Genomic DNA, 15,285 nt, shown 5'->3' with positions numbered 1-15,285 from the left:
TTTTCCCGAGCGGCAGGGCTAACGTCCGGACCCATGAGTTCTCAGGACACCAACACCATCAAGCTGGCCATCGCCGGCATCGGCAACTGCGCAACATCCCTGCTCCAGGGCCTGGAGTTCTACAAGGACACTCCCGACGACGACACCGTCCCCGGCCTCATGCACGTCCGCTTCGGCGACTACCACGTGCGCGACATCGAACTCGTCGCCGCCTACGACGTGGACGCCGACAAGGTCGGCAAGGACGTCGCCGCGGCCACCGAGTCCGGCCAGAACTGCACCATCAAGATCTGCGACCTGCCGGACCTGGGCATCACCGTAAGCCGCGGCCACACCGCCGACGGCCTCGGCAAGTACTACCGCGAGACCATCGAGGAATCCACCGAGCCGGACGCCACCCACGACGAGGTCGTCGCCCACCTGCGCGAGACCGGCGCGGACGTCCTCGTGTCCTACCTGCCCGTCGGCTCCGACGAGGCCGACAAGTTCTACGCCCAGTGCGCCATCGACGCCGGCGTCGCCTTCGTCAACGCCCTGCCGGTCTTCATCGCCAGCGACCCGGAGTGGGCGAAGAAGTTCGAGGACGCCGGCGTCCCGATCGTCGGCGACGACATCAAGAGCCAGGTCGGCGCGACGATCACCCACCGTGTCCTGGCCCGCCTCTTCGAGGAGCGCGGCGTGACCGTCGACCGCACCTACCAACTCAACGTCGGCGGCAACATGGACTTCAAGAACATGCTCGAACGCGACCGGCTCGAGTCCAAGAAGGTGTCCAAGACCCAGGCGGTGACCTCGAACCTCACCGGCGCCCTCGCCGGCAAGACCGACGACCGCAATGTGCACATCGGCCCGTCCGACTACGTCCAGTGGCTCGACGACCGCAAGTGGGCATTCATCCGCCTGGAGGGCCGCGCCTTCGGCAATGCGCCGATCAGCCTGGAGTACAAGCTGGAGGTCTGGGACTCCCCGAACTCTGCCGGCATCATCATCGATGCCGTGCGCGCCGCCAAGATCGCCAAGGACCGCGGGCTGGGCGGGCCGGTCGACCCCGCATCGACCTACCTGATGAAGTCCCCGCGCATCCAGCAACCCGACGACCGGGGCCGTGCGGACCTCGAGACCTTCATCTCGCAGGGGTGACCACACCATTTTAGGGGGCCCCGACACCCCACCTGACCTGCCCGGAGGCGATCATGTCAAGGAAGTTCACAAACCTAAAGGTGGTAGCAGTATACCTTTCGGTGGCAAAGCACGGTAGGTTGGTGTCATGACCGCTACCCCGTCTGAAGTCGCGAAGCGCCTGCGGCCCGTCGTCACCCGAATGTACCTCCTGTACTTCCGCCAGACGACGCAGTCCAGCATCAGCACCGCGCAGCTCTCCATCATGATGAACCTCCAGACTCACGGCGCCCTGCGCATCAGTCAGATCGCCGACCTGGAGTCGATCCGCATGCCCACCGCATCCAACGCGATCAATCATCTCGAATCGCTGGGCCTGGTGTCCCGCGTCCGCGACGTGAGCGACCGCCGCGGCGTGCGCGTGAAGCTCACGGACCTCGGCCGCACCGAGTTGACCCGCATCGGCGACGAGCGGGACAAGCAGATGGCGAACATCCTCTCGGTCCTCGAGCCCGACCAGCTGGAGCGTGTGGAGGACTTCATCCCCACGCTGGAGGCTGGCATGGAGGTCTTCGACTCCCGTCGCATGGGGGAGAAGTAGTCGGTGGATCCGCTGCGCGTGCTGCTGGCCTGGCGGCCGGACGGCGACCCCGTCGGTGACTCCACCAGTACCGGTACCGACACCGCCTCTTTCGTCTCCTGGCTGTCCCGCACCGCCGAGATCAGCGTAAAGCCGGTGACGGTGATCCCCCGGATCTGGCCCGAAGGGGTCGACCGGGTGGACGCTGCGGACGCCGACGCCGTTCGCCGGTTCGAGGAATGGGCGGCGGCGGAGTCCACCGCCTGCCATGCGGCAGCCCGCACCGCCCTCACCGAGGCCGGTGTCCCGGAGTCGATGATCGACGACAGTGATGAGCTGCTTCACAGCCACTCCGAGACCACCGCGCTGATCCGTTCCGCGGAGGAGTTCAGCGCCGACCTCATCGTCGTCGGATCACGCTACGGCACCTCCGGCGGCCCCGTCGGACGGTTCCGCGCCGGTTCCACGACGGACGCGCTGCTGCACTGCGCCCCGTTGCCGGTGGTTACCGTGCCGCGCACCCCGACCCTGTCGAAGCACGGTGTCACCCGTGTCAGCTGTGCCTACGTGGACAACGAGCAATCCCACCAGGCACTGCGCAAGGCCGCCGACCTCGCTTCCCGGTGGGGCGTGCCGCTGCGTCTGGTTGCCTTCAGTCCTACCGGCGCATCGATGTACCCCACGCTCACCCCGTTCCCGGACGCCGCCGAAGCGGATGAACGATGGCGCAACCAGGCGCTCGACATCCTGGAGCGCGGCCGCGAACGTGCCGAGGAGCGCCACCCCGACCTGCGGGTCTCGGTGGAGGTCGGCTCCGGGACCGGCTGGAGCGGCGCGATGGACGACGTCCACTGGAAGAAGGGCGAGATCCTGGCGGTCGGTTCCTCCGTGCTCGGTGCCTTCAACCGAGTCTTCATCGGGCCGTCGACCAACCAGTTGCTGGCGAACTCGCCCGCTCCGGTGCTGGTCAGTCCCGTCTGACAGAATCCGGGGCCGTGGGTACTAGACTTGGGGGCATCATGTCCGCTGAGCACAGTAACCCCGAACGCCCCGGCAACCCCGCACCGCAGGATCCCCTCGACCACCTCGAGGACCTGGACCGGCGCACGTCGGTCAAGCAGGCCTGGCAGCTGGCGATCGCTTTCCCGGTGGTCACCATCCTCGCCTGGATCATCCTCGACCAGACAGTGGGGGACACCGCCGCCCGGATCATCCCCACCATCATCGCCCTCTTCGGCCCCGTCGTCGCCGGGCTGGTGGTGCTGCGCAAGTGGCGCCGCTACCAGTGGTGGCAGCCGTTCATGGGCACCTTGTGGTGGTTGATCCCGTTCTTCCTCATCATCTTCACCACGCTCCCGGTTCCCCTCATCACCAACCACTGAGCCGCCGCCCCGGAATCAAAATAGTCGCCCTCCCAGGTAGCGAATCGACCCGATTCCCTACCTGGGCGGATTCTAGCGATCGGCGCACCACCCTCACGGGTAGCGGATCTCCTTAAGCATCACCAAGTATATCGTCGAGCTCGGCCCACATCGCCTCGGCGGGGCTAGCCCACCCAAGCGCTTTGCACGGCCGGTTGTTCATCATCCTCTCCACGTCCCTCAACCGATCGAGTCCGTGAACCGACAGATCCGTCGATTTCGGGAAGTACTGGCGCAACAAGCCGTTGGTGTTCTCATTAGGCCCGCGCTGCCACGGCGAATGCGGATCACAGAAGTACACATCCAGATCCGCCGCGATGCTGATCTCCTTATGCAATGACATCTCCGTGCCTTGATCCCACGTCACCGACAAGCCAACCTGATGGGGCCGACCCCCGGTTGCCCCGACACCGGTGTGCTTACCGGGGCCACCACGACCCGCGGTGTTCTCCTCGAGTTTAGGGCCCTCCACCGGCGCCTTACCGAGAAATTGATAGGCGAGGCTCTTCGGATTAAGCACCGCGCCCTGAATTAAATACCTTTATTTAAACGGTGTATTGGCGAGTCTAGTTCGCTTGATAGTAGATTCGCCATCTTTGTCGTCCCCATGGGAAGAAATGGGGAAAACCCGGCGGCGGATAATCCTTGCTTCGACTCCCTAGAGGACTCGATACATATCTCCGGCTTTGTTAATGTGTCGCGTACGCCGATCATTGAAATATCATCTATTGAGATTCTGCGAGTAATTCCAGATTCTATAGAAATCTCGCCGTTTTCTATAGTAAGTTTTGCGGGAATCAATCGCCCCTTAATGAGAAGAAGTGATACGTATCCCGCTACCGGGATATACACTATAGAGCATACTATCAGTCGATATCTCCAGTGATCGGCGAGTGTGTCATATGCAACAATCGGCAGTAAAATGACCGCCTCTAGAATAACCATCCAAAGTGAAAACGCGTAGAACAAGTATCCTTTTAATATTAACGACCCAGAATCGGTTCGTTTTTCGGTGACCAAAGAGAATGGGCACAGGTCCGGAATGAGTACCGCCGGACAAAGCACAACGCCAAAGATAAAAAAGTACAGGCAGACTATTGCCAATACACGGCCATCTTGATTTGTCCCAGAGTTGAATATATATGCTGCAAATAATATTACGCCAGAAATGCCCACAGCCCTCATTGGCAATTTGAATACCATGTTGCGCATTGGCTTAACTCGACTCGATATGGGGCCCATCATCGCACCCCATCCCCGGCCAACCGCCTATGGAAGACATAAGAATTTAAAAGCACATAGTCCGTGTGTAATTCTTCGTCTCGACCCCAAGAGTACTCCACCCTTCCCATATAGTCGTACTCTTCTGGGCCTAGTTCAAACTCGACAATAGCGTACTTCGAGTGGCTAACTGTCGACCACTGGGTCCAACGTGGCGCACCTTGCTGCAGTCTGTTGTCGTCAAAGGTTGTTACCTCTTTGAGGTACCGAGACAGTGGAATGATTCCGAATATCGACCCGCTTGTCATCGTATTAATTCCATCAATCTTTCCCCCTTCCTTATGTATATAGCAATCCTCTTGCGGCAAACTGGATGATTCTACCTTCGTCCAGTTCGCTGGAGGCGCGGACGCTATAGGAAAGACTGTAGGTGAATATCCGTCCCATTGTTGAATGGCACCATTGTTGGTGTTTATAACGTCTTGTAGTGTAGTCATGATTAGTCAGCGAACCAATCCCATATATTTTTAGCTCCTTCTGTGACAGCCCAGCTCGCTCCGGTGGAGACTACTGCAACTGCAGCGGCGGTGCCCCATGCTGGGGCGGTAAGGCCGGCAACTGCAGTACCTGCGCCAATCAACGCGTATGTTCCCATGCCGGCAAGTGCGCCACCGCCTGCGCCTGCAAGGGGGGGTCGCCCCAGATAGCAGGGCTCGGTAGAAGCTGATTGTCGGCGCGTCATAGCTCTCACCAGGTGCTAGAGCCGGTAGCGGATAACGACGCGACCAGTTGTGTATCGAGTGTCGGGTTACGTCCGCCAGCTTCGCCACTTCGATTTGGGTCATCCCGGCTGCGACCAGGGTCAGTGCCAGCCTGCGGACCAGGTGGTTGGAGTGACGCCGGTGGACGTGCAGGCCATGTCGGGTCAGCCACAGGTTGACCGTCGACACTGGGCGGGGATGAAGGCGATGAAGTCCCGGGCACTCTCGGCGGGGCTGGCTCGCCGGGTCGGCGGGGCGGTTGGAGGTGGGGTCGGTGCGGGCACTGCTCACTCCTGAACAGGTCAGGGGTGTTGCAACGACCACTGGAACCCAAGCAGGGAGGGCGACTATTCTGCATCCTCACCTGCATCGCCCCCGGGAAACCCCGCCCCGAGCCCCCCAACCCCCGGGGCAGCAGCCCTACTTCGCCACGATGTTCACCATCTTGCCCGGCACCACGATGATCTTCGCCACGGTCTTGCCCTCCACGTGGGAGGCGACGTTGGGTTCCGCCAGCGCGGCGGCCTCCACGTCCTCGCGGGAGGCGTCGGCGGCCACGGTCACCCGGCCGCGGACCTTGCCCATGACCTGCACGGGCAGCTCCACGGTGTCGTCCACGAGCCACGCCTCGTCCCAGGACGGGAAGTCCGCGTGCGACAGGGAGGTGGAGTGGCCCAGCCGGGACCACATCTCCTCGGCGATGTGCGGGGCCACCGGCGCCATCATCAGCACCAGCGGTTCCACGGCGGCCCGCGGGACGGATGCCCCGGTGTAGGCCTTGGTCAGGTGGTTGACGTACTCGATGAGTTTGGCGACGGCGGTGTTGTCGCGCAGGTTGGCGTAGTCGTCGTGCACACCGGCGACGGTGCGGTGCAGGGCACGCTGATCGTCGTCGGTCAGGGCGGCGGAATCACCGGCCACCCCGGCCACCGCAGGCTCGCCGGTAGCCTCGTCGACCACGAGTCGCCAGGCGCGCTGCAGGAAGCGCTGCGCACCGACGACGTCCTTCGTCGCCCAGGGGCGGGAAGTGTCCAGGGGCCCCATCGACATCTCGTAGACGCGCAGGGTGTCGGCGCCGTAGTTGTCGCAGATCTCGTCGGGGGAGACGGCGTTCTTCAGGGACTTGCCCATCTTGCCGTACTCCTGGGTGACCTCCTCGCCGTTGAAGTAGAACGTGCCGTCCTTCTCCTCGACCTCGTCGGCGGGCACGTACACGCCGCGGGCGTCGGTGTAGGCGTAGGCCTGGATGTAGCCCTGGTTGTAGAGGCGGTGGTAGGGCTCGTAGGACGAGACATGACCCAGGTCGAAGAGCACCTTGTGCCAGAAGCGGCTGTAGAGCAGGTGCAGCACGGCGTGCTCGACACCGCCGACGTAGAGGTCCACGCCGCCGGACGGCGCGCCCTCGCGCGGGCCCGTCCAATAGCGCTCGTTGTCGATGTCGACGAGCGCCTCGGAGTTCGTCGGGTCGATGTAGCGCAGCTGGTACCAGGAGGATCCGGCCCACTGGGGCATCACGTTGGTGTCGCGCCAGTAGGTCTGCTCGCCGTCGCCGAGGTCCAGGGTGACCTCGACCCATTCCTTGGCCTTGGCCAGCGGCGGCTGCGGCTCGGAGGAGGCGTCGTCGGGGTCGAAGCTGACGGGCTTGTAGTCCTCGACCTCGGGCAGCTCGACGGGCAGCATGGACTCGGGCAGCGCGTGGGCGACTCCGTCGGCGTCGTAGACGACGGGGAAGGGCTCGCCCCAGTAGCGCTGGCGGGCGAAGAGCCAGTCGCGCAGTTTGTACTGGATCTTCTCTTCGCCGAGGCCCCGGCCGGCGAGCCACTCGATGGTGGTCTCGATGGCGGCGGCCTTGTCCTGGCCGTTGAGGTCGAGGCCGTCGTCGTTGGCGGAGTTCACCAGCGTGCCGTCGCCGGTGTAGGCGGCCTCGGTGACGGGGACCTCCCCGCCGGAGACGACCTCGGTGATGGGCAGGCCGAAGACGGTGGCGAACTCGTGGTCGCGCTCATCGTGACCGGGCACGGCCATGATCGCGCCGGTACCGTAGCCGGTGAGCACGTAGTCGGCGATGAACACGGGTACCTGCGCGCCGTTGACCGGGTTTGTGGCGTAGGCACCGGTGAAGACGCCGGTCTTCTCCTTGTTCTCCTGGCGTTCCAGGTCGGTCTTGGCCGCGATCGCGGACCGGTAGGACGCCACGGCGTCCGCCGGCGTCGCCGCGCCGTACGTCCAGCGCGGGTCGACGTCGTCGGCGTAGGACGCACCGGCGACGAGCGCGTCGACGAGCTCGTGCTCGGGGGCGAGCACCATGTAGGACGCACCGAAGAGCGTGTCGGGGCGGGTGGTGAACACGCGGATCCGGGCCTCGGACTTCGGTCCGGCCAGGGAGACGGCGAAGTCCACCTCGGCGCCGCGGGAGCGTCCGATCCAGTTGCGCTGCATGGACTTGACCTTGTCGGGCCAGTCCAGGTCCTCGAGGTCGTCGAGCAGGCGGTCGGAGTAGGCGGTGATGCGCATCATCCACTGCGACAGGCGCTTGCGGAAGACGGGGAAGTTGCCGCGCTCGGAGCGTCCGTCGGCGGTGACCTCCTCGTTGGCGAGCACGGTGCCCAGCCCGGGGCACCAGTTCACGGTGGAGTTGGAGCGGTACACCAGGCGGTGTGCGTCGAGTTCGGCCTGCTGCGCGGCGGCGTCCAGGTCGGCCCAGTCGTCGCGCTCGGCGGCGAGCTTCGCCTCGAGTTCGCTGATGGGGCGGGCCTTCTGGGCCTCCACGTCGAACCAGGAGTTGTAGATCTGCAGGAAGATCCACTGAGTCCAGCGGTAGAAGTCGGTGTCGGTGGTGGCGACCACGCGGCGGCGGTCATGGCCCAGCCCGAGGCGTCCCAGCTGACGCTCCATGTTGTCGATGTTCGCGCTGGTGGTGGTGCGCGGGTGCGTGCCGGTCTGCACGGCGTACTGCTCGGCGGGCAGGCCGAAGGCGTCGTAGCCGAGGGTGTGCAGCACGTTGCGTCCGAGCATCCGGTTGAACCGGGCGTAGACGTCGGTGGCGATGTAGCCCAGCGGGTGGCCGACGTGCAGGCCCACGCCGGAGGGGTAGGGGAACATGTCCTGGACGAAGAGCTTCTCGGATCCCTGCAGGTCGGCGCCCTCCTCAGCGAGGTCGCCTACCGGGTTCGGCGCGTTGAAGGTGCCGTTGTCCCGCCAGTACCCCTGCCAGCGACTTTCGATGTCGCCGGCGAGTTGCGGGGTGTATCGGTGGGAGGTGGACTCGCTGGAGTTAGTCATGTCCAGTCATTGTAATAGACTGGTCACCATGATCGTTCTCTCTGTCCTGCTGTCCGTCCTGGGTGTCGCCGTGCTGGTCACCGGTGTGCTCGCCGTCACCGGGAAACTGCCGGGTAACCGGTGGGTGGGCCTGCGCGTCCCGGAGGTGCGCAAGAACAAGGAGATGTGGGACACCGGCCACCGAATTGCCGGTCCCACCTGGGCGGGAGCTGGCGTGGCACTGATCGCCGCGGGCGTGGTCAGCCTGCAGGGCGGCTGGCTGTGGGCCGTCACGGCGCTGCTGGTCGTCGGCGCACTGTTCCTTATTGGTGTGGGCGCGGCGCTGGCGGCGCAGACCCTGGCGAAGATCGACCACGTCAAGGCGCAGCAGGCCGAGCAGACGCGTGCGGCGGCGGGCTGCTGCTCCTCGGGTAAGACAGAATCGGCCGAGACCTCCGGAGGCTGCGGCGGCGATTGCGGCGGCCATGACTCCGCGCCGTCCATCCCGGTCGAGCTGGACCTGGACGCGGCCCGCCGCGCCGTGGCGTCCCGCGACGACAGCTAGTATCGGTGCCCATGAAAACAATGGGCACCGTGGTGGTCTGCGGCAGCGTCAACATGGACACCTTCGTCGGTGTCGACAGGTTCCCGTCGGCGGGGGAGACGGTGATCGCCGCCCCGAATGGGCAGGCCCTGGGCGGTAAGGGGGCGAACCAGGCCGTCGCGGTCGCGCGCTACCAGCAGGGGCAGGACGCCCGGGCCGTCCTGCTGGCCACCGTCGGGCAGGACGCCGACGGAGACACCGCCCTCACCGGCCTCGACGACGCCGGGGTGGACGTCTCGGCGGTGGCGCGCACCACGGACGCACCGACGGGCCGGGCGTTCATCATGAACGACCCCGACGGGGAGAACATCATCGTGGTGACCTCGGGTGCCAATGAGCTCACCGATCCGACAGCCCAGGCCGACGGGACCGCGGACGTCCTGCTCGCCCAGGGGGAGCTGACCCCGGAGCACTCCGCGGCCTTACCCGGCCTGGCGGAACGACTGGGAGCCCGGCTCGTGCTGAACCTCGCACCGGTCACCACGCGCGATAGGGACCTGTTGGCCGCGGCGGACCCGCTGGTCCTCAACGAGTACGAGGCGGAAGCACTCGGCGATCTCAGTGATCTTGCCCGCTCCGTCGTCGTCACCCTCGGCGCCCGCGGCGCGGTGCTGTACGAGGGCGCGGGACGCACCGAGGTCGCGCCGGTACCGGCCGAGGACGTGGTGGACACCACCGGCGCGGGCGACGCCTTCTGCGGCACGCTGGCCGCCGCGTTGGCAGAGGGGGAGTCGTTGGCGGACGCCGCAGCGATCGCCACGGCGGCGGGCAGCCTGGCGGTGCGCTCGCGCGGTGCCGCGGCGTCCTACGCGGGGAGGGACGCTGTGCGCGGGGCGACCGTCCTCTAAACTGTCCCACCATGAGGAACTTCATCAACCGTATCGTGGGATATCGTCCGGACCTGTTGATCGTGCTGATCGTCCTCGGTGTGGTGCTCGCCCTCATCTTCCCGGCGCGCGACGGTTTCGCCGAGGTGATGGACTGGGTCGTGAAGATCGCCATCGGCCTGCTGTTCTTCCTCTACGGTGCGCGGCTGTCGACCCGCGAGGCGCTCAACGGGCTGAAGCACTGGCGTCTGCACCTGCTGATCCTGGCATTCACTTTCGTGGTCTTCCCGCTGATCGGGCTGGCGCTCACCCCGCTGAAGTACGCCATCGGCGACGAGCTCTACCAGGGCATTCTCTTCCTGTGCCTGGTGCCGTCCACGGTGCAGTCCTCGGTGGCGTTCACCTCTATCGCCCGCGGCAACATCCCCGGCGCGATCGTCAGCGCCTCGGCATCAAACCTCATCGGCGTCTTCGCCACCCCGGTACTGGTCCTGCTGCTGATGAGCGGTGCCGACGGCGGCCTGCACGTCGACACCTCCGTCTTCCTCAACATCGCCCTGCAACTGCTCGCCCCGTTCGTCGCTGGCCAGGTGCTGCGCAACGTGCCCGGGGTGTCGAAGGTCGCCGGCGCGAAGCCGACGAGTTACGTGGACAAGATCTCCATCGGGCTGGTCGTGTACGTGGCGTTCTCCGAGGGGATCGTGATGGGCGTGTGGAGTTCGGTGTCGTGGGTGGCGATCGTGGGTATCTGCATCGGCTCGGTCATCGCGGTCTACGCGATGCTCTGGCTGACCTCGTTCACCGCTCGCCGCCTCGGCTTCGACTACGGCGACCAGGTGGCCATCCAGTTCTGCGGCACGAAGAAGTCGCTGGCCTCCGGGCTGCCCATCGCCGCGGTGCTGTTCAGCGGGGGAGCGGGGCTGGTGATCGTGCCGCTGATGATCTTCCACCAGGTCCAGCTGATGATCTGCTCCGGACGCGCGGCGACCTACGCCGCCAAGCGCCCCGAGAACACCTGGTAGACCGCTAAACCGTCCCCGGCACCAGCGCGGCGACGCGGTCGGAGAACCGCCACTCATCGCGCCGGCGGGCGGTGCGCTGCAGCACGCCGCGCTGCGCCAGCCACGTCATCAGCGAGCGGGCGTCCGGCTCGCTGGCCTGCTGCAAAATCGCCGCGACCTGCAGGTCCACCGTGCCGGCGGACATCAGGTGGCGCAGCACGACCAGCGTCGCGGCGTCCCGGGCGACCCCGCGACCGTACTCGGCGCGCACCGCGGTGAGCAGGCCGACGAACTCCATGTCGGCCTCCCCGTTGAACAGGGTCACGTCCACCGCGTCGTCCTTGGCATCCACCACCGGCGGCTCGAAGCCGGACGAGAGCATCGCCAGCCACATCCGGTCGAAACCGCGCGAGGACCAGCGTTCCAGACCCAACAGCTGCATGGCGTTGAGCAGCGTCGGGTTGCGCGGCTGCGAGGGCCCGGACAGCAGCCGGTCATCGGCGGTGCCATCGGGCAGCCCGCCGGGGGAGTGCACGCGGATCAGGTCCGGCGACTGAAAAACCACCACCGGGTCCGGACGCATCCAGTCGCGGTGCACCAGGGCATTGGTGATCGCCTCATCGGCGGCCGCGGCGGGCACCGAGGAGTCGTCGTGGGCGCGCACCAGGTCGCGCAGGCCGCCGGCCTGCAGCACCAGGGGCAGGTCAAGCACGGTCTCCGTCGGCGGATTCGCCGCATCGGTCGCCCCCGCGCGGTAGAGATGACGCACCCCCGGCGCGCGGTGGAACAGCAGTTCAGCGGCCACGGTGGGCCGTCCATCGGCAGTGAGCAGGTCCAGTGCGGACAGCAGATCCGGGCCGGACGCCCCGTTCGGCAGCGTGCCGGCGCGCTGCGCGGCGGCCAGCAGGGAGCGTCCGGCGTCCAGCGCCTCGGCGTCGAAACGTTCCACGGGCACGCAGGACGCCGCGGACGTGGCGTCCGGGTTGCCGCGGGCGCGGCCCAGCTCCGCCAGCGGCTCGCCGGCGAGCGGCAGGCAGGCGTCCCCCACGCGGTGGCGCACCACCTGATCCGGGCCGGTATACACCGCCAGACCGGCGGGCACGCGGATCACCACGATGCGCGCCCCATGGGCATAAGCCGCCCAGGCGTCCACCGTCAGGTGCGGGCGGGTGGCGGTGAAGATCTGGTGCGCGATCTGCGCCGGGTCACGCTCGGTGCCGTTGAAGGCGTCCGGCCCCGGAGTGCGGTCGGCGATGCCGAAGACGATGAAGCCGCGTCCGGCAGAACCATTGGCAAAACAGCACGCCGTCTTGACCAGCATGTCCGCCGCCTTCTCATCCGGCCGACGAGTGGGGGTGTGCGACGGGTCCTCCTTGAAGTCCAGCACGCCGGACTCAAGGTCATCGGCCACCGCGCCGTCCAGAATCCGGTCCAACGCCTCGGCCACATCCCGGGGGAGGGCGCGCTGACGACCGGCAGGTTCCATGACCGAAAGACTATATCCCGCGCAGGTCCCCGGCGACCGGACGCGAGCGCTTGACGTACCCCATCCGCGGCCGGAAGCCCGCCGGATGCTTCAACTGCGCCACGCAATCGGCCACCACCAGGCGGAACCGTGGATCCATCGCCGGCAACTGCGCCACCGGGAACCAGCCAACCTCCACCGACTCCTCGTCATTCACCCGCGGCTCGACGGCACTGTCCGCGGTGACGACGCAGCGCACCGTGGTGTCCATGAAACTGCACTCGTCGCCATTCGGGTAGGTCACCGGCCCCACCGCACCGGTACCGATCAACGCGTCGACCTCCACGGTCAGCCCCGTCTCCTCGGCGACCTCGCGCACCGCGGCGGCGGCGACCTCCTCGCCCGGATCGATGATGCCGCACACCGGCGTCCAGCGGCCGTCGTCGGCGCGCCTGACAAGCAGGACGTCCGGCGTCGCATACGCCGGGGCGTCCGGCGGGACGTCACGCACCACAACGGCGGTCACGCCCGGCAGCCACAACGGCGCATGGCCGATCTGCTCGCGGAGCTCCACGATAAAAGAGGGTGTACCCATGGGAGAGGAGTCTAATACCCACGCGCTGTCCGTGCTGTTCACGCTGTTCATGGGGCTACTCTTACGGTATCTTTACACCATGAGACGCTCACTGCTGCGCATCGCCGCCGCCACCACTGCCCTGGCCACGGGCATCGCCCTGGCCGCCTGCTCCTCCGACGACAACGACGGCGACAGCACGAGCGCCACCGCGTCCGACGGGGTCTTCCCGACCTCGGTGGAGACGAAGTTCGGCGAGGTCACCGTCGACGAGGCACCGCAGCGCGTGGTCGCCCTGGGCTGGGGCGACGCTGAAATCGCCCTCGACCTCGGCGTCCAGCCCGTCGGTGCCACCGACTGGCTCGGCTTCGGCGACGACGGCGTGAGCCCCTGGAACGACAACTCCTACGACGAGTCGCCCGAGATCCTCGGCACCGACGAAGTCGAGTACGAGAAGATCGCCGCCCTGGAGCCCGACCTGATCCTCGACACCCGCTCCGCCGGTGAGCAGGACGTCTACGACCAGCTCTCCGACATCGCTCCCACCGTCTCCGTGCCCGAGGGCGGCGAATCCTTCACCACCTCCTGGGACACCCAGGTCGAGATGATCGCCGCAGCCCTCGGCGTGCAGGACAAGGGCGAGGAGCTCGTCGGTTCGGTCAACGACCGCATCACCGAGGCCAAGGACGCCAACCCGGAGTGGAGCGACAAGACCGCCTCCGTGGTCACCAAGTTCGGCGCCGGCTGGGGCATCTACCCCGAGGGCGATGCACGCATGGACCTGCTGGTCGCGCTCGGTTTCACCCAGACCGACGAGGTCACCGAGATGGCCGACGGCAGCAACTTCTACATCGACATCTCCGAGGAGAACATCGACCGGGCGGACGCCGACGTGGTCGTCGGCTTCCCGATCGGCTTCACCACCGAGGAGTTCGAGAGCGACAGCACCTGGGAGCGCATCAGTGCCGTGCAGGATGGCCGGGGCATCGTCGCCGACGACGACCTGAGCCAGGCCATCTCCGTGGGCACGCCGGACGCCATGATCTGGGCCGTGGGCGAACTCGAGCCGAAGCTCGCCGAGGCCGCCGCGAAGTAAGCTCCCGCCGCGCCCCACTCACCACCTCCGTGACCCCCACATTGCGGAATAGTCGCCCTCCCAGGCAGCGAATCACCCCGATTCGCTACCTGGGAGGGTGATCCTCTTAAATAGGGCGACGCTGGCGCGTGCAATCGTGTTTGATCGGGGGCATGGGGAATTTCGGGGGACCCGATTGGGACGCAGCTCAACGCGCGCACCGCATCACACCGGGACGGGGACCGCTGTACGCGCGCCGCGTCCTACCGACACGCAAACCGGAGCTGCGGGTGGATGCCCTGGCCCGCGGCGTCCCGCGCTCTGCCGTGGACACGTGGGACGCACCGGTGCGTCGGGTCGTCCTGCCGCCGGCGCCCGACTACGGCGGGAATATCCGGCTCGGCCCGGGCGGCTACGGCGACGAACCTGGACCGTACCGCTGGGACATCATCACCCGACTACGCGCATCGTGGCTGATCAACCAGCACACCGTCGTCGCCGGGTGGGCGGCCGCCGCACTGCACGGACTGCCGTATTGGGCAGACAGCGAACGCGTCGTCCTGCTGTCCTCGCGCACCCGTCGCAACGCCACCGGGCCCTCCACCGCGGTCTTCCGCACCCTGAAACCCGACACCACCACCAACCCCGCCGACCCACTGTTCCCGCAGATGAGGGTGCTGGACGCCGCGACCGCCACCGCCCAGTGCCTCGCCACGATCCTCCAGGGGAAGAAAACCTGGCACGTCCCGCACGTGCCCGGAATGGTCGAGAAGCACGTGCGCGCGGTGCAACTCATCGACGCGATGTTCCAGTGCAGCTTCCTGACCGCGCGCCAGATCCTCGACGCCGCGCACGGCATTGTGGACCGTCGGGTGCTGACCCGGCTGCTGGCGATGGCCGACGAGGGTGCGCAGTCACCGATGGAGACCGTGCTGCGCCTCATCGTGCGCGACGAACTGCCGGACGCTCACCAGTGGACTTCGCAGGTGCGGATCAACCTCGCCGACGGGTCGGTCGGCAAGGGTAATGGCGATCGGCGCAAAGGGGGCGGGCCGCGCTCGACGGTCCCTGACCTGGCCTGCAAAACTCTCGGGGTGGCGTTGTACTACGACGGACGACACCACGACGAGCTTGCTCAGACCGACACAGACTTCACGTTGTTCCAGAAACTCAGGGGAGTGGGGTGGGAGGCGGTGCGGGTCAACCGGAAGCTACTCGCGGACCTGCCGGAACTGTTGGAGCAGCTACGCGCTGCGGTGCGTCGGGCCTGCGAGGCTCGCGCGCGCTCGCGGTCCGCAACGATGTAGCCCGATCACCCTCCCAGGTCGCGAATTGGGCAATTTGCCTACCTGGAGGGGCGACTATTTCGCTCTCGA

General features: G+C 66.4%; 12 protein-coding genes and 1 pseudogene. 9 read left to right on the top strand and 4 right to left on the bottom strand.

Translation table 11 applies throughout. The features are described 5' to 3' along the window. Positions 1-33: 33 nt before the first annotated feature. From ACT3SZ_RS04000 to ACT3SZ_RS03985, 4 genes are all read left to right on the top strand, one after another. The gene (locus ACT3SZ_RS04000; RefSeq protein WP_444616874.1) at positions 34-1,140 is read left to right on the top strand and encodes an inositol-3-phosphate synthase; all 1,107 of its coding nucleotides are present in this window, start codon (positions 34-36) and stop codon (positions 1,138-1,140) included. A gap of 127 nt (positions 1,141-1,267) precedes the next feature. After that, entirely contained in the window at positions 1,268-1,720 is a 453-nt protein-coding gene (locus ACT3SZ_RS03995; RefSeq protein ID WP_444616872.1) for a MarR family winged helix-turn-helix transcriptional regulator, read from the top strand. 3 nt (positions 1,721-1,723) lie between these two features. Beyond that, the gene (locus ACT3SZ_RS03990) at positions 1,724-2,680 is read left to right on the top strand and encodes a universal stress protein (RefSeq protein ID WP_444616870.1); all 957 of its coding nucleotides are present in this window, start codon (positions 1,724-1,726) and stop codon (positions 2,678-2,680) included. Between the two features lie 38 nt (positions 2,681-2,718). Beyond that, a complete protein-coding gene (locus tag ACT3SZ_RS03985) occupies positions 2,719-3,081 on the top strand; it encodes a hypothetical protein (protein WP_444616868.1) in 363 nt (120 codons plus the stop codon). 112 nt (positions 3,082-3,193) lie between these two features. Here the strand turns inward: ACT3SZ_RS03985 and ACT3SZ_RS03980 are convergent. Together ACT3SZ_RS03980 and leuS are read right to left on the bottom strand one after the other, a co-directional pair. Next, a pseudogene (locus ACT3SZ_RS03980) lies at positions 3,194-3,508 on the bottom strand (IS30 family transposase); the annotation flags it as partial. Between the two features lie 2,014 nt (positions 3,509-5,522). Beyond that, complete coding sequence (gene leuS / locus ACT3SZ_RS03975; protein ID WP_444616866.1) at positions 5,523-8,384, bottom strand: leucine--tRNA ligase; 2,862 nt, start codon at positions 8,382-8,384, stop codon at positions 5,523-5,525. A gap of 28 nt (positions 8,385-8,412) precedes the next feature. On the opposite strand from leuS, the gene ACT3SZ_RS03970 reads away from it, so the two are divergent. From ACT3SZ_RS03970 to ACT3SZ_RS03960, 3 genes are read left to right on the top strand one after another with little or no spacing between them, the layout of a single operon-like run. Beyond that, a complete protein-coding gene (locus ACT3SZ_RS03970) occupies positions 8,413-8,928 on the top strand; it encodes an SdpI family protein (RefSeq protein ID WP_444616864.1) in 516 nt (171 codons plus the stop codon). A gap of 11 nt (positions 8,929-8,939) precedes the next feature. Next, complete coding sequence (locus ACT3SZ_RS03965; protein WP_444616862.1) at positions 8,940-9,815, top strand: ribokinase; 876 nt, start codon at positions 8,940-8,942, stop codon at positions 9,813-9,815. An 11-nt stretch (positions 9,816-9,826) separates the two neighbouring features. Continuing rightward, on the top strand, positions 9,827-10,816 hold the full coding sequence (locus tag ACT3SZ_RS03960; protein WP_444616860.1) for a bile acid:sodium symporter family protein: 990 nt from the start codon (positions 9,827-9,829) through the stop codon (positions 10,814-10,816). Between the two features lie 4 nt (positions 10,817-10,820). Here ACT3SZ_RS03960 and ACT3SZ_RS03955 read toward each other — a convergent pair whose 3' ends face one another. Together ACT3SZ_RS03955 and ACT3SZ_RS03950 are read right to left on the bottom strand one after the other, a co-directional pair. Beyond that, complete coding sequence (locus tag ACT3SZ_RS03955; protein WP_444616858.1) at positions 10,821-12,281, bottom strand: RNA-binding domain-containing protein; 1,461 nt, start codon at positions 12,279-12,281, stop codon at positions 10,821-10,823. Positions 12,282-12,291: 10 nt separating this feature from the next. Next, on the bottom strand, positions 12,292-12,855 hold the full coding sequence (locus ACT3SZ_RS03950) for an NUDIX hydrolase (RefSeq protein WP_444616856.1): 564 nt from the start codon (positions 12,853-12,855) through the stop codon (positions 12,292-12,294). A 79-nt stretch (positions 12,856-12,934) separates the two neighbouring features. On the opposite strand from ACT3SZ_RS03950, the gene ACT3SZ_RS03945 reads away from it, so the two are divergent. Both ACT3SZ_RS03945 and ACT3SZ_RS03940 read left to right on the top strand, forming a co-directional pair. Further along, positions 12,935-13,930: an iron-siderophore ABC transporter substrate-binding protein gene (locus ACT3SZ_RS03945; protein ID WP_444616854.1), complete on the top strand. Its 996-nt coding sequence runs from the start codon at positions 12,935-12,937 to the stop codon at positions 13,928-13,930. A 152-nt stretch (positions 13,931-14,082) separates the two neighbouring features. Further along, on the top strand, positions 14,083-15,216 hold the full coding sequence (locus ACT3SZ_RS03940) for a hypothetical protein (protein ID WP_444616852.1): 1,134 nt from the start codon (positions 14,083-14,085) through the stop codon (positions 15,214-15,216). Positions 15,217-15,285 lie beyond the last annotated feature (69 nt).

Origin of the sequence: Corynebacterium sp. AOP40-9SA-29 (genome assembly GCF_052377405.1) — a bacterium.
Lineage (GTDB): Bacteria > Actinomycetota > Actinomycetes > Mycobacteriales > Mycobacteriaceae > Corynebacterium.
Note: the sequence above shows the minus strand (reverse complement) of the source record. Positions and strands in the feature narration are given on the sequence as shown.

Excerpts from the sequence above, each read along its gene's own strand:
- ACT3SZ_RS04000 (WP_444616874.1), top strand. The coding sequence starts at position 34 with ATGAGTTCTCAGGACACCAACACCATCAAGCTGGCCATCGCCGGCATC.
- ACT3SZ_RS03995 (WP_444616872.1), top strand. The coding sequence starts at position 1,268 with ATGACCGCTACCCCGTCTGAAGTCGCGAAGCGCCTGCGGCCCGTCGTC.
- ACT3SZ_RS03985 (WP_444616868.1), top strand. The coding sequence starts at position 2,719 with ATGTCCGCTGAGCACAGTAACCCCGAACGCCCCGGCAACCCCGCACCG.
- leuS (WP_444616866.1), bottom strand. The coding sequence starts at position 8,384 with ATGACTAACTCCAGCGAGTCCACCTCCCACCGATACACCCCGCAACTC.
- ACT3SZ_RS03970 (WP_444616864.1), top strand. The coding sequence starts at position 8,413 with ATGATCGTTCTCTCTGTCCTGCTGTCCGTCCTGGGTGTCGCCGTGCTG.
- ACT3SZ_RS03965 (WP_444616862.1), top strand. The coding sequence starts at position 8,940 with ATGAAAACAATGGGCACCGTGGTGGTCTGCGGCAGCGTCAACATGGAC.
- ACT3SZ_RS03960 (WP_444616860.1), top strand. The coding sequence starts at position 9,827 with ATGAGGAACTTCATCAACCGTATCGTGGGATATCGTCCGGACCTGTTG.
- ACT3SZ_RS03955 (WP_444616858.1), bottom strand. The coding sequence starts at position 12,281 with ATGGAACCTGCCGGTCGTCAGCGCGCCCTCCCCCGGGATGTGGCCGAG.
- ACT3SZ_RS03950 (WP_444616856.1), bottom strand. The coding sequence starts at position 12,855 with ATGGGTACACCCTCTTTTATCGTGGAGCTCCGCGAGCAGATCGGCCAT.
- ACT3SZ_RS03945 (WP_444616854.1), top strand. The coding sequence starts at position 12,935 with ATGAGACGCTCACTGCTGCGCATCGCCGCCGCCACCACTGCCCTGGCC.
- ACT3SZ_RS03940 (WP_444616852.1), top strand. The coding sequence starts at position 14,083 with ATGGGGAATTTCGGGGGACCCGATTGGGACGCAGCTCAACGCGCGCAC.